This is a genomic window from Ectobacillus ponti, assembly GCF_024294785.1.
In the GTDB taxonomy this organism is placed as follows: Bacteria; Bacillota; Bacilli; order Bacillales; family Bacillaceae_G; genus Ectobacillus; species Ectobacillus ponti.
Genome location: NZ_JANCLT010000010.1, coordinates 85398 through 106531, shown reverse-complemented (window position 1 = coordinate 106531; position 21134 = coordinate 85398). Strand labels below are relative to the sequence as shown.

Annotated in this window: 19 protein-coding genes; 17 read left to right on the top strand and 2 right to left on the bottom strand. The window is 51.5% G+C overall.

Features of this window, described 5'->3' with window-relative positions:
• Positions 1-295: 295 nt before the first annotated feature.
• Together NK662_RS17205 and NK662_RS17200 are read left to right on the top strand one after the other, a co-directional pair.
• Positions 296-1087: a patatin-like phospholipase family protein gene (locus tag NK662_RS17205; protein ID WP_254760179.1), complete on the top strand. Its 792-nt coding sequence runs from the start codon at positions 296-298 to the stop codon at positions 1085-1087.
• Entirely contained in the window at positions 1080-2105 is a 1026-nt protein-coding gene (locus NK662_RS17200; RefSeq protein ID WP_254760178.1) for a SepM family pheromone-processing serine protease, read from the top strand. The genes NK662_RS17205 and NK662_RS17200 overlap by 8 nt, the downstream gene beginning before the upstream one ends.
• A gap of 35 nt (positions 2106-2140) precedes the next feature.
• Here NK662_RS17200 and NK662_RS17195 read toward each other — a convergent pair whose 3' ends face one another.
• Positions 2141-3364: a nucleotidyltransferase gene (locus NK662_RS17195; protein WP_279665002.1), complete on the bottom strand. Its 1224-nt coding sequence runs from the start codon at positions 3362-3364 to the stop codon at positions 2141-2143.
• A 140-nt stretch (positions 3365-3504) separates the two neighbouring features.
• On the opposite strand from NK662_RS17195, the gene NK662_RS17190 reads away from it, so the two are divergent.
• The 4 genes from NK662_RS17190 (at position 3505) to NK662_RS17175 (ending at position 5783) form a co-directional block, all read left to right on the top strand.
• Positions 3505-4017, top strand: coding sequence for a YceD family protein (locus NK662_RS17190; protein WP_254760177.1), 513 nt, complete (start codon positions 3505-3507; stop codon positions 4015-4017).
• Positions 4018-4068: 51 nt separating this feature from the next.
• Complete coding sequence (gene rpmF, locus NK662_RS17185) at positions 4069-4242, top strand: 50S ribosomal protein L32 (protein ID WP_254760176.1); 174 nt, start codon at positions 4069-4071, stop codon at positions 4240-4242.
• Positions 4243-4376: 134 nt separating this feature from the next.
• Positions 4377-5132 carry an enoyl-CoA hydratase/isomerase family protein gene (locus NK662_RS17180; protein ID WP_254760175.1) on the top strand — a complete coding sequence of 252 codons (756 nt, stop codon included), beginning with the start codon at positions 4377-4379 and terminating at the stop codon, positions 5130-5132.
• Between the two features lie 96 nt (positions 5133-5228).
• Positions 5229-5783 carry an RsfA family transcriptional regulator gene (locus NK662_RS17175; protein ID WP_254760174.1) on the top strand — a complete coding sequence of 185 codons (555 nt, stop codon included), beginning with the start codon at positions 5229-5231 and terminating at the stop codon, positions 5781-5783.
• A gap of 45 nt (positions 5784-5828) precedes the next feature.
• On the opposite strand, the gene NK662_RS17170 is transcribed toward NK662_RS17175, so the two are convergent.
• On the bottom strand, positions 5829-6299 hold the full coding sequence (locus tag NK662_RS17170) for an N-acetyltransferase (RefSeq protein WP_254760173.1): 471 nt from the start codon (positions 6297-6299) through the stop codon (positions 5829-5831).
• Between the two features lie 179 nt (positions 6300-6478).
• Between NK662_RS17170 and NK662_RS17165 the strand changes: the two genes are divergently transcribed.
• From NK662_RS17165 to murB, 11 genes are all read left to right on the top strand, one after another.
• A complete protein-coding gene (locus NK662_RS17165) occupies positions 6479-7354 on the top strand; it encodes a 2-dehydropantoate 2-reductase (protein WP_254760172.1) in 876 nt (291 codons plus the stop codon).
• Between the two features lie 80 nt (positions 7355-7434).
• Positions 7435-9051 (top strand): bacillithiol biosynthesis cysteine-adding enzyme BshC, encoded by a 1617-nt coding sequence (gene bshC, locus NK662_RS17160; RefSeq protein WP_254760171.1) that lies wholly within the window; start codon positions 7435-7437, stop codon positions 9049-9051.
• A 280-nt stretch (positions 9052-9331) separates the two neighbouring features.
• Positions 9332-10264 (top strand): 16S rRNA (cytosine(1402)-N(4))-methyltransferase RsmH, encoded by a 933-nt coding sequence (rsmH, locus tag NK662_RS17155; protein ID WP_254760170.1) that lies wholly within the window; start codon positions 9332-9334, stop codon positions 10262-10264.
• A gap of 19 nt (positions 10265-10283) precedes the next feature.
• Entirely contained in the window at positions 10284-10637 is a 354-nt protein-coding gene (ftsL, locus tag NK662_RS17150) for a cell division protein FtsL (protein ID WP_254760169.1), read from the top strand.
• Between the two features lie 19 nt (positions 10638-10656).
• Positions 10657-12780, top strand: a complete 2124-nt coding sequence (locus NK662_RS17145) for a penicillin-binding protein (RefSeq protein WP_254760168.1) — start codon at positions 10657-10659, stop codon at positions 12778-12780.
• Positions 12781-12875: 95 nt separating this feature from the next.
• The gene (locus tag NK662_RS17140; protein ID WP_254760167.1) at positions 12876-14792 is read left to right on the top strand and encodes a stage V sporulation protein D; all 1917 of its coding nucleotides are present in this window, start codon (positions 12876-12878) and stop codon (positions 14790-14792) included.
• A 129-nt stretch (positions 14793-14921) separates the two neighbouring features.
• On the top strand, positions 14922-16397 hold the full coding sequence (locus NK662_RS17135; RefSeq protein ID WP_254760166.1) for a UDP-N-acetylmuramoyl-L-alanyl-D-glutamate--2,6-diaminopimelate ligase: 1476 nt from the start codon (positions 14922-14924) through the stop codon (positions 16395-16397).
• Positions 16398-16420: 23 nt separating this feature from the next.
• The gene (gene mraY / locus NK662_RS17130) at positions 16421-17395 is read left to right on the top strand and encodes a phospho-N-acetylmuramoyl-pentapeptide-transferase (protein ID WP_254760165.1); all 975 of its coding nucleotides are present in this window, start codon (positions 16421-16423) and stop codon (positions 17393-17395) included.
• Positions 17396-18748, top strand: coding sequence for a UDP-N-acetylmuramoyl-L-alanine--D-glutamate ligase (gene murD, locus NK662_RS17125; RefSeq protein WP_254760164.1), 1353 nt, complete (start codon positions 17396-17398; stop codon positions 18746-18748).
• 69 nt (positions 18749-18817) lie between these two features.
• Positions 18818-19915, top strand: coding sequence for a stage V sporulation protein E (gene spoVE / locus NK662_RS17120; protein ID WP_368736075.1), 1098 nt, complete (start codon positions 18818-18820; stop codon positions 19913-19915).
• A 279-nt stretch (positions 19916-20194) separates the two neighbouring features.
• Entirely contained in the window at positions 20195-21103 is a 909-nt protein-coding gene (gene murB / locus NK662_RS17115) for a UDP-N-acetylmuramate dehydrogenase (RefSeq protein ID WP_254760163.1), read from the top strand.
• The last annotated feature ends 31 nt before the right edge of the window (positions 21104-21134 follow it).

Sequence of the window (21134 nt, the reverse complement as noted above, 5' to 3'; positions counted from 1 at the left end):
ACACAGAGAGGCAAAAAGCGCCTCTCAGGTCGGAGAACCTCCCTTCGGTGAGCTGAACGAGCCGGCTCCGCTTTTCGTGATGTCCAGCTGTGCCGGCTAGCTCACTGCCAGGGAGAACCTCCGACACAGAGAGGCAAAAAGCGCCTCTCAGGTCGGAGAACCTCCCTTCGGTGAGCTGAACGAGCCGGCTCCGCTTTTCGAAATAGGTCAAGCGTTCAGTTCAGTATACGAGGATAGGTCAGTGGTTTAGACCATAAGATATAGGCAGAGAGAACTTTTTTCAAAGGGTGAGGACATGAGAGAACCAAAAATTGGTCTTGCGCTCGGATCAGGCGGAGCAAAAGGATTTGCTCATATTGGGGTGATCAAAGTGCTGCGGGAAGCCGGAATTCCGATTGATATGATCGCCGGCAGCAGCATGGGCGCGCTAGTGGCCACATTTTATGCGGCCGGCTGTAATGTGGAGCGGCTGTATAAGCTGTCACAGCTGTTCAAGCGAAAATATTATTTGGATTTTACCGTTCCCAAAATGGGTTTTATTGCCGGGAAACGGGTGAAAGAAATGATTCGGGTGTTTACATATAATCGAAATATTGAGCAGCTCGATATCCCGACAGCAGTGGTGGCTACCGATATCTTAACAGGGGAAAAGGTTGTATTTACGGAAGGGCCGGCTGCGCCGGCTGTGCGGGCGAGCATCGCCATTCCCGGCATTTTTGTGCCGGAACGGATCGGGGACCGGCTGCTCGTGGATGGCGGGGTCATTGACCGCATCCCGGTATCGGTCGTGAAGGACCTCGGGGCGGATATCGTGCTGGCTGTGGATGTATCCCCGACCAAAGTGCAGGGAGAAGTCACTTCCATTTATGATGTAATCATGCAAAGCATTGAAATTATGCAGCATGAGCTTGTGCACCACCGCCAGACAGCTTCTGATTTGATGCTGCATCCCGCGGTGGAGCAGTTCAGCTCACGGGCGTTCACCAACATCGAAGAGATTGTGCGTGTCGGCGAAGAGGAGGCGGAGAAGCACATTGAGACAATCCGCTCGCTTATTGCCGATTGGAAGGAGAGAAATCATGCTTAAACGAATGCGGTACCTGTATGTATTTCTGATTGGGGCATTGGTGGCATTCGGCATCACGTATATCCCGCTGCCGTATTATATTACGAAGCCAGGCCTTGCCGAAAAGCTGTCCCCCTATGTACAGGTGGAAGGCGGCGAAAAGGAGAAGGGCGATTTCATGCTGGTGACCGTATCCATGTCACGCGCCAATGTCATCAGCTATGCCGTGGCGAAGCTAAGCAAGTACCAGGAGATTTATCAGCAGGACCAGATTATGCAAAAGGGTGAATCGGATAAGGAATATCAGTTCCGTCAGACTCACATGATGGACGAATCTCAAAATGCGGCCATCTATAATGCCTATACACGCGCTGGCAAGAAGGTATCCTACGAAAATAAAGGGGTATACGTGGTGTTTGTATCCCAAGGCATGCCTGCAGAAAAGGTGTTTAAGCCGGGAGACTTGCTCCGCAGCGTGGATGGGAAACCATTGCAGACCGCTGATGAGTTTATTGCGTATATGAAAACAAAAAAGCTTGGCGATCAGGTTGCAATTGAGTACGAACGCAACAAAGACAAGAAGCAGGCTGCCGTCCCTCTGAAGCAGCTGAAGGATCAGCCTGAGGGCCGGGCGGGCATCGGCGTGCAGATTGTGACGGACAGTGAGCTGCAGGTGGAGCCGAAGGTGAAAATTGATGCACATCAAATCGGCGGGCCGTCTGCGGGTATGATGTTCACGCTCGAGATTTATAACCAGCTGACACCGGGTGATCTGACGAAGGGGCATGAGATTGCCGGGACGGGCACCATTGATGAAAAAGGAACCATTGGGCCGATTGGCGGCATTTCACAAAAAATTGTCGCGGCCAGCGAGGCGGGGGCAGAAATTTTCTTTGCGCCAAATGAAGGAGGCAAAGCCGGGTCCAATTATAAGGATGCGGTGAAGACAGCCAAGGATATCGGGACAAAGATGAAGATCGTGCCGGTGGATACATGGGATGATGCACTGCATTATTTGGAGAAGCTGCCCGGAAAATAAGCAAAGAAACCAAAAGGAGGGCGCTGCCCTCCTTTTTAGCTGTATGCTTTGGGCGTCTCATCGTAGCGGAGCGGATGCTGGACAAAATCCTGCTTCAGCATGAGAGAACGGAGCGGTTCGGGTAAAATAGAATAGTACACGGCGCTCGCCTTGTGATCCAACTCAAAGAGCGGATGCCGGTAAGCCTTCGCATGTGTCACAAGCGGAAGCTTCAGCTTTTTTTTGTGCATGGATAAATAGCTCTGCCCTTGACGGGACATGCCGAGCAGACGGATATAAGGAGAGGACTGCACGTCCTTCAGCTGCTCTTTTGTCGTATGGGTGAGAATGTGTACACAAAGGCGCTGCAGCCGCGTCCATGTATACCGCTTTGTTTTCAGCTGTTCCATCAAATCCGTAAACGATACTGCACCGCGGATGCAATCCAGCACGCGGTGCTCCAGCCCTTCTTCAGCCTCGTAGATGGAGGCAAGCTGTGCGGCTGTCATGGTGAGCAGCTTATATTTAAGCAGGGGGAAATACCGTTCCCAATCGTGAAATGTGCCATATGTATGATAGTATTCATGGAGATGATGAAGCGTTGAGGCGGGAACAACATTTCCAATCGCTGAGATATCCCCGTTGGCCAGCTGTTTGCGGATGCTGGTGGCGCTGGCAATGGTGTCTGTCGCGAAGGTCTGGTCATGATAGCCTGCAGCAAGCCGCCTCACAGTAAGAGGTGCCGCCTGGCTGCCTTGGCTTTGCAGCGCTTGCAGATAGTGAAGGCCCAATATGTTGTTTGGCTGGGAAACGTCCAGCGTAGTGTCCTTGGCAATGGCCTGCAGCGCTTGTGCTTGTGCCTTCGGATAGCTGATTCCTGTTCTCACCAGACTCCGCACATGTGCTTCGTACTGTGCCTGGTTGGCCCGGCGGTGGGCCAGGATAGCGGTAAACTGGGTGATGTCGCCGCTTTCGCTGCCAAAGCAAAGGGCGTCAACATGCAGAGCATCCAAAATGGATACAGCACCTGCCGCGAATGTTTCAGCTTTTTGCGCCGCGAATGCATAGGGCAGTTCAACCACGAGATCCACTCCGCCTTCGAGTGCCATTTTGGTTCGGCGCCATCTTGAGATCAGAGCAGGCTCACCGCGCTGCAGAAAGGGTCCGCTCATGACCGCAATGGCAATGTCGGCGCCGGACCTGGCTTTGGCTTGCTGCAGATGATAGCTGTGGCCGTTATGAAAGGGATTGTATTCCACCACGATCCCGACTGCTTTCAATCGTCCCACCTCCGTAAGTATGAAATCCTGATAAGATGTGTATATTGCATGGTAACTGACTCCATTATAGTGTAAAGAAAAAATATTGACAAATAGTATATACGCGACTATAATTTTCTTTGTTGCCTTGAGGTGATTTTATGAAATGGTCAATCCATCAACTGAACAAATATCGAAGCAAGGGACTTACAATTGATGAAGCCATCGATGTGAGCGACTTGAAAGAAGTGAATCACGAAATTCGTGATATTTCGCCTGTACATGTGACAGGAAGGGCGGATCTTGGAGCCAACAAGTTCACCTTCCATCTGCAGATTACAGGGACCATGGTTCTTCCTTGTTCCCGCACTCTGGTAGATGTGAGCTTACCATTTGATGTCCAAACGACAGAGGTATATTTGGCATCACCGGAAGAGCATTACGAAGGCGATGCTGATGTTCATTATTTGCATGGAGAAGTACTTGACTTACTCCCTGCAATTAAGGAAAATATACTTCTGGAAATCCCGATGCAGATTTTTTGTGACACAGAAGCTGCAGGGGGAGCACCGATGAAGGGTCAGGACTGGCAGGTTGTCACCGAAGTAGAGAAGACAGAAAAAGTCGATCCGCGTTTGGCCGGCCTTGCAAAGTTTTTTGACAAACAAAACTAGGAAAATCTGTAGATTTTCATGAAAGCTACACTCTTTAAGGAGGTGGGAATAATGGCAGTACCTTTCAGAAGAACATCCAAAACTGCAAAGCGCAAGCGTCGTACGCACTTCAAGCTTGAGGTGCCTGGTATGACAGCATGCCCAAACTGCGGTGAAATGAAGTTGGCTCACCGTGTTTGCAAGGCTTGCGGTACTTACAAGGGTAAGGAAGTAGTAAGCAAGTAATGATGAAGAAGGGTTTGGTCCGGAAGCAGAGAATGCTTCAGAGGGCCAAGCCCTTCTTTTTTTGTTGAAATAACAGGAAATATGCCGTTCGCAGCGAAATAGAGTACGTGTAGAATGAGGATGGGGTGAGAGGCATGAAGAAATTATTGCGGAGATTGGATGAGCGGGGAGTGCTTTGGGCCACGTTGAACCGGCCGGAGCGGCGCAATGCCGTGGATTATGACATGATGGATGAGTTTGAACAATTGATTCATGAGATAAAGCATTTGCCTCATGTGAAGGCATTGGTCATTACAGGAGCAGGCGATGCCTTCTGTGCGGGCGGCGACCTGCAGCAATTTCACGCACTTCGTACGACAGAAGAAGCTTATCCCATGCTGCAGCGTATGGGAACCGTGCTGTATGACCTGATGCTGCTGCCTGTCCCGACTATTGCATTGTTGAATGGAACAGCAGTGGGGGGCGGTTGTGAGATTGCATCCGCCTGTGATTATCGATTTGCGGCACATACAGCCACCGTTGGCTTTGTGCAGGGAAATCTGGCCATTACAACAGGCTGGGGCGGCGCAGCCATGCTGCTGGAGAAGGTGCGCCATGATGAAGCCATGACGCTGCTTTGCTCAGCCCGCCGTTTCACCGCCCATGATGCAAAGGATCTGGGCTTTATTCAAGAGGTGTTTCTCGACGATGTCATGCTCTCATGCGACAAATGGATAGAAGAGATGCTGATTCCGCGTGCCGAGGTGCTCCGCGCCTATAAGGAAAGCGCAGCCCGCAGATGGGAAGCGACAGGGCTCAGGGAGCGGATGGTGCAGGAAATCAGGCAATGCGCGCAGCTTTGGGAGGGAGAAGCCCACCACGAAGCGGTTGCCGCCTTTTTCCGCCGCTAGATCTGCGAAGGGAAATTGTATTTTCCTCCAATCTGTCATTCTATCACCTCTAGCACTTGCATATGTTTAATACAAAATGCAAAGGAGGGGCAATGAATGGCAACAACACGTCAAGACGCATGGACAGAAGAGGAAGACTTGCTGCTTTCGGAGGTGGTTTTGCGCCATATCCGCGAGGGCGGCACTCAGCTGTCCGCTTTCAAGGAAGTCGGCCGCCACCTTTCGCGTACTCCTGCTGCGTGCGGCTTTCGCTGGAATTCCTGTGTGCGAAAGCAGTATAAGGAACAGATTGAAGAGGCAAAGCAGCTGCGGAAAGCGGCGATGACGACGAAAGAGGAGCCCAAGCAGTATGGGCAGGTGCCGACTGCTTTACTTACATTAGATGATGTGATTGTATTCCTGCAGCAGTACAAGGAGAGCGGGAAAGAGCAAGAGACACAAGAGCTGTGCGAGCGGCTGGCGCAGCTGCAGCATGAGGTGGAAAAGCTGCAGCGGGAAAAAGAGTGGCTGGCGCAGCGATTGTCGCACTACGAACAACAGTATCGCAATTTGTTTGAGTATATTGACCAAAAACGGACAGAAATGCTTGCACCTGAAAGAAAAACGGAGCTGCTGCGGGAACGTGATGTACTGGAGCAAATCGAAAAATAAGGAAACCAGCTGCCGCCTGCAGCTGGTTTTTTTTCGGGATCGGCATTATGCGGAAGCACCCTGCGATACATCTTCAGTATTTTCATGGGGCTGCCAAATATAGCTGACGCCGTTTGGGTCAGGAACAGCCTGAAATCCTTGCTTTTCCCAAAAACGCTCTGAATGCACCCGGGGAGTCGTTTTGACGGGGAGGCCAAGGCTCTTGGCATATGCAACGAGCGCCGTTCCGAAGCCATGCCTCTGAAACTCCGGAAGCACCTCAAGCTTGAACAATTCTACACATGGATAGTCCGAGACAGCGCTTTCACTTTGCGGCTGCATATATAAGCTCATGCGGGCGACAAGGGACTCGCCGTAATAGATGCCGTAAAACGGCGAATTGCAATCATTTTCGGCGAGGGTGCCCTGCAGATCCTCCAGCATGGACAATTCCTGTGCGCCGCAGCCTTTAAACTTTTTAAATTCTTCCAGCGTTTTATAATTGATGCGCAATCGCTCAACTTTCGGGAAATACATTTGTATCACATCCTTTTCTTATTTCTCCATAAACGAAGCGAAAATGTAGAAAAGTATAAATATTTACACTACTATTATAACTCATACAATATATTTTATGAAGCGCGAACATTTTTTTCCCTGTTTTGTCAAAACTTTTGCTACACTAAGCATGGAAACTGGAAATAGGAGAGACAAGCATGAAAGTGGGAATTGTCGGAGGCGGAGCCATTGGCCTGCTGTTTGCATATTACATACAGCGTGCGGGGCATGCTGTAACGGTTTATACACGGACAAAAGAGCAGGCTGCTTATATTCAACGCAACGGAATTACTTGCATTAGAGGAGAACGGGAACATACAGCGTTTCCGCGTGCAGTTGTTTGGGGACTGCAAATCCCGCAGGATGATTATTTGCTTGTTGCGGTGAAACAATATGATATACCAGCTGTGATCCGGCATCTATCCGATGCAAAAAGCCGGCTTGTCTTTTTGCAAAACGGGATGTCGCACGTGGAGCTGATGCAGCAGCTGCGGCAGCCTGCCGCAGTAGGAATTGTAGAGCATGGCGCAAAGCGGGAAGGTCCTGGAACAGTGCGGCATACAGGCCCCGGCTTGACCCGGCTGGGCATTGTGAGTGGAGAGGCAGCGGCATTTGCGGATGCGGAAGGTTTATTTCACATGGAGAGCTTCCCGTTTGTAGAGGAAAACGACTGGCAAGGCGTGCTGCAAGGCAAGCTGATTGTAAATGTCTGTATCAATCCGTTGACTGCGCTGTATCGGGTTTCCAATGGGGCGTTGCTGCAAAATCCGCATCTGCAGTCAGCAATGCGGCAGGTGTTCCTTGAAGCAGCCCATGTGTTGGGCATGGAAGACAAGGAGCATTGGGAGCGTGTGTGCCATGTATGTGAGAAAACGGCGGCCAATACATCTTCTATGCTGGCTGATCTGCAGGCTGGAAGAGAAACTGAAATTGATGCGATTGTCGGATACCTTTTGGGGGAGTCTGAAAAATCGGGGAAAGCAGCGCCATTGCTATCTTTTTTATATCAATCTGTAAAGGGGCTGCAAGGATAAGAGAAATTCTTTGCTTTTACGGAAAACATCCCATACAATTTGGTTGGTGAAATAACGTCTGACATGAAAGGAAGAAAGATATGGAACTAAGAGAACTCTCCGTTCCGTTGCAGGGGGCGGCAGGAGATTACGCGAGTCCAAGCAGCTTCATTGCATCCTGCTTTGATTATGCGCCGTCGGACGAGGGCTATCAGCAGCGTCTGCAGGAAATTCGCAATCGTGTCTATCCGCGCCAGGAGCTTGTCCGCCATCTGCTTCAATATAATGCCGATTTGGGTGCAGGGAAGCTTACGATGGATAATATCCGGGCCTTGGGGGAAGAGCAGACATATACAGTCATCGGCGGACAGCAGGCAGGATTGCTGACGGGACCGCTGTATACCATACATAAAATTGTTTCCATCCTGCAGCTGGCACGCGAGCAGGAGCAGAAGCTCGGAGTACGTGTGGTGCCGGTGTTCTGGATTGCCGGTGAGGACCATGATCTGGAGGAAATCAATCACGTATTTGTCCTGCGCGACAAGCAGGTAAAGAAGCATGTCCTGCCGCAGAAAACATGGCAAAAGCTAAGCGCTTCCGATATGGAGCTGGATCAGGCTGCAGCCCTGCAATGGGTGGAGGATGTGTTTAAAACGTATCGGGAAACAGCGTATACAAATGATTTGCTGCAGCTGGTGAAGCGCTGCCTGCAAGCATCGCGCACCTACGTGGATTTCTTTGCGCGCCTCATCACTGTGCTGTTTCAAGAGCAGGGGCTCATTCTTGTTGATTCCGGCCATGATGAGCTGCGCCGGATCGAGAAGCCGTTTCTGTTAAAGCTGCTGCAGAGCCAGGAAGGCATTCGCGGAGCGCTTGCGCGGCAGCAGGAGAAAGTGCAGCAGGCTGGATATCCGCTCATGATCACAACAAAGCCAACCAGCATTCATTTGTTTTTCCATACGGAAAGCGGACGGCATTTGCTGCACCGGGAAGCAGGCGGCTTCTCCTATGAGGGAGGCAGGCAGCTGCTGTCGGAGGAAGCGCTGCTTCAGCAGGCGGACCGTGAGCCGGACCGCTTCAGCAACAACGTAGTTACGCGCCCGCTGATGCAGGACTACTTGTTTCCGACTCTCGCTTTTATCGGCGGGCCGGGAGAGGTGGCCTATTGGGCTGAGCTGCAGGAGGTGTTTCATGAAATGGACTTCCGCATGCCTCCTGTTGTGCTGCGGCACATGATTACGCATATAGAGCGCGGTGTACAGACAGATATGAGGGAGCTGTCTCTCGGGGAAGAGAAGGTGTTGACAGGGCAATTGGCCTCGGCGCGTGAGCAGTGGCTGTCCCAGCAGGTGGAAGAACCGGTGGCAGAAGTCTTCGCGGCAGCGCGCGGGCAAATCGGGCAGGTTCATGAGCAGCTGCGCGGCATGGCAGAACGCGTCAGCCCGGGATTGCAGCCATTTGCCCGGAAGAATGCGGCAAAGATTGAAGAGCAGCTGTTGTTGTTTGAGCGTATGGTACAGCGCAGCATCGAAGAGCGCCACGGGATGGTCCTGACAAAATTTGACCGCATTGCCGTTTCACTGCGGCCGCTGCAAGCGCCGCAGGAACGCATATGGAATGTGATGTACTATTTAAATGAATACGGCTTCTCCTTTGCCGCTGATCTTTCTGTTCTCCCATACCAGTGGAATGGGACGCATAAATGTGTAGTATTATGACGCTTATTAGATAACGAAAAATCCTGCTTTGCGGCAGGATTTTTTTCTGTTTATGTGGAATTAACTGTAAAATAGTAATGTGTTTGTCCCGGGTGTGAGATGCCAGCAGGAAAAAGTGTTAAACAATCGCCATCATTTTACAAATGAAAACAAAAAGTAAGCATGTTGATCCAAGTTCGACAGATTTTTTGTCAATATTTCCGTAAATGATGATAAAATTTAGTGTATAATAAGGGAATGGGCAGAAAAAAGGAATTATTTTACAAAAGTAGGTGCAGCAATGTTTAAACACGTAACAGTATTACTAAAGGAAACTGTGGACGGCCTGGACATCAGACCGGATGGTACATATGTAGATTGCACACTCGGAGGCGGCGGACACAGTGCGTATTTGCTTTCGCAGCTTGGTCCAGCAGGACGTCTGATCGCATTTGATCAGGATGAGGTTGCCATCCAGAATGCAAGAGAGAAGTTTGCCGCGTATGGCGGGCAGTTTACCGCCGTCAGAAGCAACTTCCGCTACCTGCGCGAAGAGCTGGAGCGGCTGGGAATTGCGGCGGTGGATGGCATTTTGTTTGATTTGGGCGTTTCTTCGCCGCAGCTGGATACGCCGGAACGCGGCTTCAGCTACCATCATGATGCGCCGCTGGACATGCGGATGGATCAAGATGCTCCGGTTACAGCTTATGATGTTGTCAATACATGGTCATACGAACAGCTTGTCCGCATTTTCTTTCAATACGGCGAGGAGAAATTCTCCAAGCAAATTGCCCGTAAAATTGAAGCATACCGCGCGCAGCAGCCGATTGAAACAACAAGCCAGCTGGTGGAGCTGATTAAAGAAGCCATTCCGGCTCCAGCCCGCCGTGCGGGCGGGCACCCTGCCAAGCGGGTGTTCCAGGCGATACGCATTGCGGTAAACGACGAACTGCAGGTATTTGAAGAGGCCATTGAAGCAGCCATTGAGATGACAAAGCCAGGCGGGCGGATCAGTGTGATTACGTTCCATTCGCTTGAGGACCGGATTTGTAAAACCGTATTTAAGGAAAACAGCACAACGCCGCAGCTGCCAAAGGGATTGCCGATCATTCCCGATGCCTACAAGCCAAAGCTGAAGCTGGTGAACCGCAAGCCGATTTTGGCTTCGGAGGAGGAGCTTGAGGCGAATAACCGTGCGCGCTCTGCCAAGCTGCGCATTGCCGAGAAATTGTAAAACGAGGGGAGATAGATGAATGACAAACCTTGCTGTCACATATAACAAGCAGCCGCAAGTCCAGCCGCCGCAAACACCGCAGCATGGACAAGCAGTCAAAAAGGGGAAGCTTACCCGTCTTGAGAAAGTGCTGTACAGTGCTTTCGTGCTGTTTCTGCTGTACGCCTCCATCACCATGATTACCAATAAATCAGAGCTGTACCAGGTGAACCGGCAGGAAGCGGACTTGCGCGTGAAGGTGCAGCAGAAGCAAAAAAGCAATGCTGATTTGAAAGCCCAAGTGGAGCAGCTGAGCCGTTATGAGCGCATTGCGGAAAAGGCGAAGAGCATGGGCATGGAAATTAATGCAAGTAATGTACAAAAGCTAAAATAAGGGTGCGGAGTGGAAGCGCATGAACAAATTAAATAGCAATAAGGGAGCAGGATGTCTCGCACTCACTTTTTCCCTGCTCTTTTTTCTGTTGGTCGGACGGTTTTTATGGATTGAAACGGTCGGCATTTTGCACGGCCACTCGGTCAAGCAGATGGCGAAGGAGCAGCAAAGCCATACAGGCGTGCTGGAAGCGAGGCGAGGCACGATTTTTGACCAAAACGGACAGGTGCTGGCGCAGGATGTAACATCCTTTAAGCTTGTCGCCACGCTGAAGGGTGACGAGGTGGTTGCTGATAAAGAGGAAACCGCAAAGAAGCTGGCTGCGGTGTTGGAAACAAGCGAGCAGGACATTCTGGAGCGGCTGAACCATCCCAACGCCCGGCAAGTGGAATTTGGATCAGCCGGACGCACGTTGTCCAAGGAACAAAAGCAGAAGATTGAAGCTATGAAGTTAAAGGGCATCAGCTTTGTTGAGGGCAATATGCGGAACTATCCGAACGGGGATTTTGCCTCTTATATACTGGGGTATGCCAAGCCTGATGACAAGGGAGTGCTGGAAGGGCAGTTCGGCTTGGAAAAAAGCCTGGACAAATACTTGCATGCGGAAAACGGAAGTATTGAATATCAAGGAGATGCCCGCGGCTATTCCCTGATCAATGGCACGCAGAATGTGAAGGCCCCGAGGAATGGTGCGCAGGTATACCTGACGCTGGATCAGCGCATCCAAAGCTTCTTGGAGGATGCCATGACGAAGGCGGCTGAGCAATACAAGCCATCTATGCTGGCGGGGATTGTGGCGGATCCGAAAACAGGGAAAATTTTGGCTATGTCAAGCAGGCCGAGCTATGACCCGAACAAACGCAACATTGAGTATTTCTTGAATGATCCGATTGCCTATGCGTATGAGCCGGGCTCCACGATGAAAATCTTCACGCTGGCGGCTGCGGTGAATGAAGGTGTGTACAATGGCGAGGAACGTTATCAATCTGGAAAATACAGTGTGGGCGGAACGTACATCGGCGACCATAATAACGGATTTGGCTGGGGCTCCATCACCTTCAACGAAGGCGTACAGCGTTCGTCGAACGTCGCGTTTGCGATTTTGGCAGAGAAAAAGCTGGGCTTTGACCGCTATCGCCAATACCTGCACAAATTTGGCCTGGATCAGCCGACCGGCATCGACTTGCCGGGAGAGGGCAAGAATACGATTCTATTTGATAAGCCAATTCAGCAGGTCACAACTGCGTTCGGACAAGGCTCCACGGTGACGCCAATTCAGCAGATCCAGGCAGCTACCGCCGTTGCCAACGGCGGGAAAATGATGAAGCCGTATGTAGTGGAAAAAATTATGGATCCGGAAACACAGAAGGTGCTGCTCGAGCAGAAGCCTGAGGTCGTGGGAGAACCGATTACGGAGGAGACGGCAAAAACGGTGCGCGGTTTGCTGGAAACAGTAATCACCTCCCCGAAAGGAACAGGTACCATGTACCGGATGGAAGGGTATTCGGTGGCGGGGAAAACAGGTACCGCCCAAATTCCCGGTGAGCATGGCTATTTGCAAGGCCGCGAGAATTATATTTTCTCTTTCATGGGCATGGCGCCGGCGGCAGATCCGGATTTGCTTGTCTACGTGGCCATCAAACAGCCGAAGTTGCAGGATGGGCAATACGGCGCAACACCGCTGGCTGACATATTTAAGTCGGTGACGAAAAATTCGCTGGAATATTTGCAGGTCAAGCCTTCATCGGGTGATCATATGAAGCAGCTGTTAAAAGAGCAAAGTGTAAAGGTGCCGAATGTGGCAGGGAAAAGCAAGGAGGAAGCAACAAAGCTGCTGGAGCAGGCTGGTTTGCAGGTTGTAGCGCTGAGCAATGACAATGTCACAGCGCAATACCCGGCTGCCGGAGATACTGTTTTAAAGGGAGACCGTGTTCTCCTGGCAGGCGACAGCAATGCCATGCCAAACATTAAAGGATGGTCTCTTGGCACCGTGAACGGGCTGGCACATTTGCTGGGGCTGCAGCTCACCACAGATGGAAAGGGCTTTGCCGCAGAGCAAAGCATACAGGAGGGATCGCCGCTCCGGAAAGAGGATGTCCTTACGGTGAAGCTGGCGCCGCCGCTCGAGGCTGGGACAGACTGACAGCGGGTGCTTGACGGCAATTGCCCTGCTGTGTTCTAATCATATGGGTACAAGCATATATTGGAACGAGCCGAATGCGGGGAGGTTCTTTTTATATGCGTGTGTCTAATGTGACTGTTCGAAAGCGACTTATTTTTGTACTGGTGTGCGGACTGCTCATCTTCCTCATCATAGATATACGTCTTGGATATGTGCAATTCTTTCTTGGCAATATGCTGACAGACCGGGCTAAGGATTCCTGGAGCAGGAATATTCCCTTTCAGCCGGAACGGGGCCGCATTCTGGACCGGAACGGAGTGGAGCTGGCCACAAACAAAAGTGCGCCGTCCATTCTTGTTGTCCCGCGCCAGATTGAAAATCCGGCCGATACGGCAGAGAAGCTTGCCGCCGTGCTGGACTCGTCCAAACAGGATATTTACAAGCATCTGACGAAGGCATCCTCTGTGGAATGGCTGCGTCCCGAGGGGCGCAAGATTTCGCATGAAAAGGCCAAGCAGGTGCGCTCTCTTGGTCTGAAGGGCGTCTACATCGCCGAGGATTCCATCCGCTACTATCCATTTGGCAAGTATTTATCACATGTGCTTGGCTTTGCCGGCATCGACAATCAGGGGCTGATGGGCCTCGAATCCTACTATGATAAGCAGCTGAGCGGCGAGCAGGGGCATGTGCGTTTTTATGCGGATGCGAAAGGCAAGCGGATGCCGAACATCGGGGATGATTACAAGGAGCCGACCGATGGCTTGGATTTAAAGCTCACCATTGATACGCGGGTGCAGACCATTGTGGAACGGGAATTGGATGTGGCGCAGGCCACCTACAATCCGGATGGCATCATTGCCATTGCGATGAATCCGAAAAACGGCGAAATTCTGGCCATGTCCAGCCGGCCAACCTTTGATCCGGCCAATTATAAGAATGTGGCCCCTGAGGTGTATAACCGGAATTTGCCTGTGTGGAGCACGTACGAACCGGGATCGACATTTAAGATTATCACCTTGGCCTCAGCCTTGAATGAAGGTTTAGTAGATTTGGAGAAGGACACCTTTAATGACGACGGGGCTGCCGAAGTGGGCGGCGCGCGGCTGCGCTGCTGGAAACGGGGCGGCCACGGGCACCAGACGTTCCTGGAGGTCGTTCAAAATTCCTGTAACCCGGGGTTTGTGGAGCTGGGGCAGAGGCTGGGGAAAGACCAGTTGTTCCAATATATCCGCAACTTCGGATTTGGGCAGAAAACGGGAATTGATTTGCAGGGGGAAGGACGGGGCATCCTGTTCGACTTGAAGCGTGTCGGGCCGGTGGAGCAGGCAACGACCGCCTTCGGACAAGGGGTTTCGGTCACGCCGATCCAGCAGGTGGCTGCTGTTGCCGCCGCCGTCAATGGCGGCACCTTATATCAGCCCTATATCGCCAAGGAGTTTGTGGACCCTGTTACAAAGCAAGTGGTGGATCGTACCGCTCCGGTGGCAAAGCGGCAAGTGATTACGGAGAAAACGTCCCAACAGGTGCGGCGCGCGCTGGAAAATGTAGTTGCCAAAGGTTCCGGTAAAGGGGCTTACCTGGAGGGATACCGCGTTGGCGGCAAAACCGGGACAGCGCAGAAGGTAAAGGACGGCCGGTATATGGAAGGAAACTATATTGTATCCTTCATCGGCTTTGCGCCGGCGGATGATCCGCAAATCGTGATGTATGTGGCGGTTGACAATCCAAAAGGCGTCGTGCAGTTTGGCGGCGTGGTCGCGGCGCCGATTGTCGGCAACATTCTGCGTGATGTGCTGCCGGCGGTTGGCGTGAAGCAGCGCGGAGGCGGTATTCCAAAAGCGCTGACTTGGCCGGATACAGTGCCTATGGAGGTTCCAGACTTAGTTGGAATGGAACGTGATGAGCTGGAAACGCAGCTGATTGACCTGCAGCTGGAGGTAAAGGGAGAGGGCAAGAAAGTCATTGCTCAGCAGCCGAGCCCGGGCGTGAAGGTGAAGCAAGGAGCAAAAATCCGGGTATATTTAGGCAATTAGAGGGAGTATGAACCCCTCTGATTCCGATACACTAATAAAAAAGGGAGGGATCTGGCCGGCAAAGCCAGTTCCCTTCAAATGGATACAGACGATAGGGTTACGAGATAAAGATAGAGAGGATACAGCAAAATGAAGTTGCACACACTTCTGTCATGCCTGCACGATTTCCCGCAGCTTCCGGAGGCAAACCCGGATATTGCTGCGATTGAAATGGATTCGCGCAAAATACAAGAAGGCAGCTTGTTTGTCTGCATTGCGGGATTTACAGTGGACGGGCATGATTATGCGGCACAGGCCGCCGCCAATGGGGCTGCCGCCATTGTGGCCGAGCGTCCCCTTGAGGTGGACGTGCCGGTCATTATCGTGAAGGATTCAAGCCGTGCTCTGGCTGTGCTGGCGGATTTCTTTTATGGACAGCCGACCCAGCAACTGCATTTGATCGGCATTACCGGGACAAACGGCAAAACCACTACATCGCACCTGATTGATGACATTCTGCGTGAGCATGGTGTTACAACGGGCTTGATTGGCACAATTGGGATTAAGGTTGCCGAGACTGTGCTGGAGGCGAAGAATACGACGCCGGATGCACTGGCTTTACAACAGGCTTTTTATCTGATGCGGGAGAAGCAGGTTACCCATGCGGTCATGGAAGTCTCATCGCATGCCCTTCACTTGGGCAGGGTGCACGGCTGTGACTATGATGTCGCAGTTTTTACAAACCTGACGCAGGACCATTTGGATTACCATGGTACAATGGAGGCTTATAAGCAGGCAAAGGGGCTGTTGTTCTCCCAGCTGGGGAACAGCTATCATCACAGCCGGCCAAAGTATGCGGTTCTCAACAGTGATGATGCCGCGACAAAGGATTATATTGCCGGTACACAAGCGACAGTGTTTACATACGGAATCGACAACGAAAGCCATGTGATGGCCAGAGATATCGAGATGACCAGCGGCGGCACTATGTTCACGCTGATTACGCCTCAAGGGCATGTCCGTGTACAAATGAAGCTTGTTGGCAAGTTTAATGTATATAATGTCCTGGCTGCAATTGCGGCCTGTCTCGTATCCGGCATTCCGCTGGAAACGATTTTGCGGGCCATCGGCAAATTGCAGGGCGTTCCGGGCCGGTTTGAACTGGTGGATGCCGGGCAGGATTTTACCGTAATCGTGGACTACTCGCACACACCGGATAGTCTGGAGAATGCGTTGGGCACCATCCGGCAGTTTGCGAAAGGGCACGTATACTGTGTGGTTGGATGCGGCGGCGACCGCGACCGCTCCAAGCGTCCGTTGATGGCAGCCATTGCAGCCCGCAGTGCGGATACGGCCATTTTTACTTCGGATAATCCGCGCAGTGAAGATCCGCATATCATTCTGGATGAAATGACCGCCGGTGTGTCAAGCGGATCATATGAGGTCATTTCGGACCGGAAAGCGGCCATCGAGCGGGCAGTTGCGCTCGCGGAGAAGGACGATATTATCTTGATTGCCGGCAAGGGGCATGAAACATATCAAATCATCGGCGCACAAGTCTACGATTTTGATGACCGGCTTGTGGCCAAAGAAGCAATATTGCGTTCAAGTACAGCAGGCGAATAACAGCATGAGAAAGGGGGACCAGCATGCTTGAACAAGGACTTTCCATTACAATCGGCGTCGCCTTCTTAATTGCGGTGGCGCTCTCGCCATTTTTTATTCCCTTCCTGCGCCGGCTGAAGTTCGGACAAAGCATCCGCGAAGAGGGACCAAAATCACATCAAAAAAAATCAGGGACACCGACTATGGGCGGTATTGTCATTTTTATCTCGCTGATGATTACAACGGCTCTCATGGTTTTGAAATTCGGCAGGATGAATGCAGAGACGTATCTTCTGTTGTTCGTTACCTTCGGCTACGGGCTGATCGGGTTTTTGGATGACTTCATTAAGGTTGTGATGAAGCGGAATTTGGGGCTTACATCAAAGCAAAAGCTGCTCGGACAAGTCATTATAGCCCTCGTCTTTTTCGTATTTCATCGGGTTTACGGATTTGCGACGGCTCTGCGCATTCCGGGCACAGATATAACTGTCGAGCTTGGATGGGCTTATTTTGCCCTTATCTTATTCCTTCTGGTTGGAACTTCCAATGCTGTGAATTTAACAGACGGGCTGGACGGTCTTTTGGCCGGAACTGCAGCGGTGGCATTTGGTGCATTTGCCATTATTGCCGTCTATCAGGGCCAATATGAAATTGCGATTTTTTGCATGGCCGTTGTCGGTGCCGTACTCGGCTTTCTGGTGTTTAATGCTCATCCGGCCAAGGTGTTCATGGGAGACACCGGCTCGCTGGCCTTGGGCGGCGCCCTGGCTGCAGTCGCCATCCTGCTCAGGCAGGAGCTGCTGCTGGCCGTCATCGGCGGCGTGTTCGCCATTGAGACACTCTCTGTTATTATTCAAGTCATTTCCTTTAAAACGACGGGCAAGCGCGTGTTCAAAATGAGTCCGCTTCACCATCATTATGAGCTGAGCGGCTGGTCTGAGTGGCGGGTTGTGACGACCTTCTGGGCGGTCGGCGTATTGTTTGCGGCGTTAGGAATCTATATTGAGGTGTGGATGTAAGTGAAAATGATAAAAGAGTTCGCGGGAAAAACCGTGTTGGTTGTAGGCATCGCCAAGAGCGGATATGCGGCGGCTTCCCTGCTGCATAAGCTGGGAGCGCATGTCATCGTAAATGATAAGGTGAAGTTGGATGGAAACCTGCTGGCGCAGCAGCTGGCTGCGACGGGAATGGAGGTTGTATGCGGTTCTCATCCGCTGGAGCTGCTTGAACGGGATGTTGCCATGATTGTAAAAAATCCGGGCATTCCGTATACAAACCCGATTGTTGCCGAAGCGGTCCGCCGGAATCTTCCTGTTGTAACAGAGGTGGAGCTGGCATATCTCGTTTCGGAAGCGCCATTTGTGGGCATTACCGGCTCAAACGGGAAAACCACGACAACAACACTTCTGTTTGAAATGCTGCGGGAGGGGCAGAAGCAGCCGCTGATTGCCGGAAACATCGGCACAGTTGCTTGTGAAGTGGCACAGGAGGCAACTGCTGATAACGTGATTGTAACAGAGCTGTCATCCTTCCAACTGATGGGCATCCAAGCCTTCCACCCGCATATTGCCATTTTGTTAAACTTGTTTGAAGCGCATTTGGACTACCATGGCACGAAGGAAGAGTATGGAAGAGCGAAGGCGCAGCTGTTTACAAATCAAACACCAAACGACTATAGTGTCGTAAATGCAGATGACGCAGATGTCATGCGGCTGGCAGAGCGGAGCCATGGCCGGCTTGTCCTCTTCTCGACGAGACAGAGCCTGCCGGACGGCGCGTGCATCCAGGACGGGGCCTTATATTTCCGCGGTGAACGTGTGATGGCTCTTGAAGAAATCGCGCTGCCGGGACAGCACAACCTAGAAAACATTTTGGCTGCCATGAGCGCAGCCAAGCTGCTGGGTGTTTCCAACGAAGCAATTGCTGCTGTGCTTCGGACATTCACGGGTGTCAAGCATCGTTTACAGTACATTGGGACAGTGGAGCAGCGCAAGTTTTACAACGATTCAAAGGCTACGAATATCCTCGCAACACAAAAGGCGCTTTCCGCCTTCACGCAGCCGGTGATTCTGCTTGCCGGCGGGCTGGACCGCGGCAACGAATTTGACGACCTGTTGCCATATCTGGGCCATGTAAAGGCTTTAGTGACTTTTGGGCAAACTGCCCCCAAGCTGATGCGCACGGCAGCGGAGGCTGGAATAAAAACGATCAAACGTGTCGACACTTTAGAACAGGCAGTGCCGGAAGCATACGCACTTTCGGACGAAGGAGATGTCATTCTCTTGTCCCCGGCTTGTGCGAGCTGGGATCAGTTCAAGACTTTCGAGGACAGAGGAGACATGTTTATACAAGCTGTGCATAAGCTAGTATAAGAGGATGCAACAAGGGGAGCAGCAGCTCCCCTTGTTGTGTAAAAAGCTTGTTTCAAAGAGGTGTTGCAGGTGCCAGCAAAAAAGACCCCCGATTTCATCATTATCATCATCACGCTTTCTCTGCTGACCGTCGGCATGATTATGGTGTATAGCGCCAGTGCCGTCTGGGCGTCGTACAAGTTCAATGATTCCTTTTTCTTTGCCAAGCGGCAGCTGCTTTTTGCCGGCCTTGGGATTGCCGCTATGTTTGCCATCATGAACATTGATTATTGGCGGTGGCGCGATTATGCGAAAGTCATCCTGTTGACTTGCTTTGTCCTGCTCGTGCTCGTTCTCATTCCGGGCATCGGCATGGTGCGCGGCGGTGCCCGAAGCTGGATTGGCATTGGCGCATTTTCTATCCAGCCGTCCGAATTTATGAAATTTGCCATGATTGTATTTTTGGCCAAGTTCTTGTCGGAACGGCAAAAGACAATCACTTCCTTTAAGTACGGCTTAATCCCTTCACTCGGTCTTGTCTTCCTGGCATTTGGCATGATTATGCTGCAGCCGGACTTAGGAACAGGCACGGTAATGGTTGGAACATGTATTGCCATGATTTTCGTGGCGGGTGCCCGTGTCATGCATTTTGCTTTTTTGGGGTTGGCCGGTGTGGCCGGCTTTGTCGGCCTTGTTTTGTCGGCACCTTATCGGATGAAGCGGATTACCTCGTACCTTGATCCGTGGTCCGACCCGCTTGGGAGCGGCTTTCAAATCATCCAGTCCTTGTATGCAATCGGGCCGGGGGGGTTATTCGGCCTCGGCTTAGGACAGAGCCGGCAGAAATTTTTCTATTTGCCGGAGCCCCAGACAGACTTTATTTTTGCGATCCTGTCTGAGGAATTAGGTTTTATTGGCGGTTCATTTGTGTTATTATTGTTTAGTCTTTTGCTTTGGCGGGGTGTGCGGGTTGCACTTGGCGCACCAGATTTGTATGGGACGTTTTTGGCGGTTGGGATTGTTTCCATGATTGCCATTCAGGTTATGATTAATATTGGTGTTGTGACCGGTCTGATGCCGGTGACAGGCATCACCTTGCCGTTCCTGAGCTACGGCGGGTCGAGCCTTACCCTCATGCTCATGGGTGTCGGAGTGTTGCTGAATATAAGTCGTCACTCGCGTTACTAAAAGCCCTGTTTTTGCTGACAGGGCTTTTTTATTTGATCCGGCCATGCGCTTGCGGCTGCACCGCAGGAGCTGCAGTTGACAGCGCGCCGCAAACCAAGTATCTTAATTCCGAGTACAAAAGTAATCAGAACGTACCAGACAAGAGAGTCCGATATATTCTTGCCCGGAACGCAGAAGCAACTATAAAACGAATGAAACGATTGCCGAGAAAATAACGTTAGGTGAACGCCCTGCATATTAGTATAGAAAAGCGGGTCAGGAAAGAAGGGGGAACGCATCTTGGAACAAGTCGTAAAAGAACTGCAGGACGCGCAGGTTGGAAAGGTGCTCGTGCGGGAGCCATTATCCCGCCATACAACAATGAAGATTGGCGGCCCGGCCGACATTATGGTAATTCCAAACGGAGTGGAAGGTGTCCGAAAAACCCTGCAGCTTGCGAAAGCCCATCATATGCCGTGGACAGCCATCGGACGCGGATCCAATCTGCTTGTATCAGATAAGGGCATTGCCGGCATTGTCATTAAGCTCGGCGAGGGCTTGAATTCTTTAGAGGTACAGGGCACAACAGTACGTGTGGGCAGCGGATATCCACTGGTTAAGCTGGCCACACTGTTAAGCCGGCAGGGCTTGGCAGGCTTGGAGTTTGCAAGCGGAATTCCAGGAAGTGTCGGCGGAGCTGTCTATATGAATGCCGGAGCGCACCAGTCGGATATGGCCAATATTGTCTCACGCGCACTCATTCTGTTTGCGGATGGTACGATGGAGTGGCTGACAAATGAAGATCTGGAGTTCTCTTATCGTACATCTGTGCTGCAAAAGAAGCGGCCGGGAGTTGTACTGGAAGCAGAATTGCAATTACAGGAGGGCACACGTGCAGAAACAAGCGCGTTGATGCAAAAAAATAAAGACTATCGCCGTGTGACACAGCCATGGGACCATCCGTGCGCAGGAAGCATTTTCCGCAATCCGCTCCCTGACTACGCGGGCAACCTGGTCGAACGGGCCGGCCTGAAGGGCTATCAAATTGGCGGAGCCAAAATCTCGGATTTGCATGGCAACTTTATTGTGAATACCGGAACTGCTTCCGCACAAGATGTTTTGGACTTGATTGCTTTCATCCAAAACACAATCCGCGAACAATTTGGCGTTGACATGCATACAGAAGTAGAAATCATTGGAAGGCAGTAGAACACCCATCCGTTTTTTGGCTTGTATGCTA

Coding starts and splice junctions, on each gene's coding strand:
- NK662_RS17135 (WP_254760166.1), top strand. CDS start 14,922: ATGAAGTTGCACACACTTCTGTCATGCCTGCACGATTTCCCGCAGCTT.
- rsmH (WP_254760170.1), top strand. CDS start 9,332: ATGTTTAAACACGTAACAGTATTACTAAAGGAAACTGTGGACGGCCTG.
- NK662_RS17170 (WP_254760173.1), bottom strand. CDS start 6,299: ATGTATTTCCCGAAAGTTGAGCGATTGCGCATCAATTATAAAACGCTG.
- NK662_RS17200 (WP_254760178.1), top strand. CDS start 1,080: ATGCTTAAACGAATGCGGTACCTGTATGTATTTCTGATTGGGGCATTG.
- NK662_RS17145 (WP_254760168.1), top strand. CDS start 10,657: ATGAACAAATTAAATAGCAATAAGGGAGCAGGATGTCTCGCACTCACT.
- NK662_RS17165 (WP_254760172.1), top strand. CDS start 6,479: ATGAAAGTGGGAATTGTCGGAGGCGGAGCCATTGGCCTGCTGTTTGCA.
- NK662_RS17140 (WP_254760167.1), top strand. CDS start 12,876: ATGCGTGTGTCTAATGTGACTGTTCGAAAGCGACTTATTTTTGTACTG.
- NK662_RS17205 (WP_254760179.1), top strand. CDS start 296: ATGAGAGAACCAAAAATTGGTCTTGCGCTCGGATCAGGCGGAGCAAAA.
- mraY (WP_254760165.1), top strand. CDS start 16,421: ATGCTTGAACAAGGACTTTCCATTACAATCGGCGTCGCCTTCTTAATT.
- ftsL (WP_254760169.1), top strand. CDS start 10,284: ATGACAAACCTTGCTGTCACATATAACAAGCAGCCGCAAGTCCAGCCG.
- bshC (WP_254760171.1), top strand. CDS start 7,435: ATGGAACTAAGAGAACTCTCCGTTCCGTTGCAGGGGGCGGCAGGAGAT.
- NK662_RS17175 (WP_254760174.1), top strand. CDS start 5,229: ATGGCAACAACACGTCAAGACGCATGGACAGAAGAGGAAGACTTGCTG.
- NK662_RS17180 (WP_254760175.1), top strand. CDS start 4,377: ATGAAGAAATTATTGCGGAGATTGGATGAGCGGGGAGTGCTTTGGGCC.
- NK662_RS17190 (WP_254760177.1), top strand. CDS start 3,505: ATGAAATGGTCAATCCATCAACTGAACAAATATCGAAGCAAGGGACTT.
- rpmF (WP_254760176.1), top strand. CDS start 4,069: ATGGCAGTACCTTTCAGAAGAACATCCAAAACTGCAAAGCGCAAGCGT.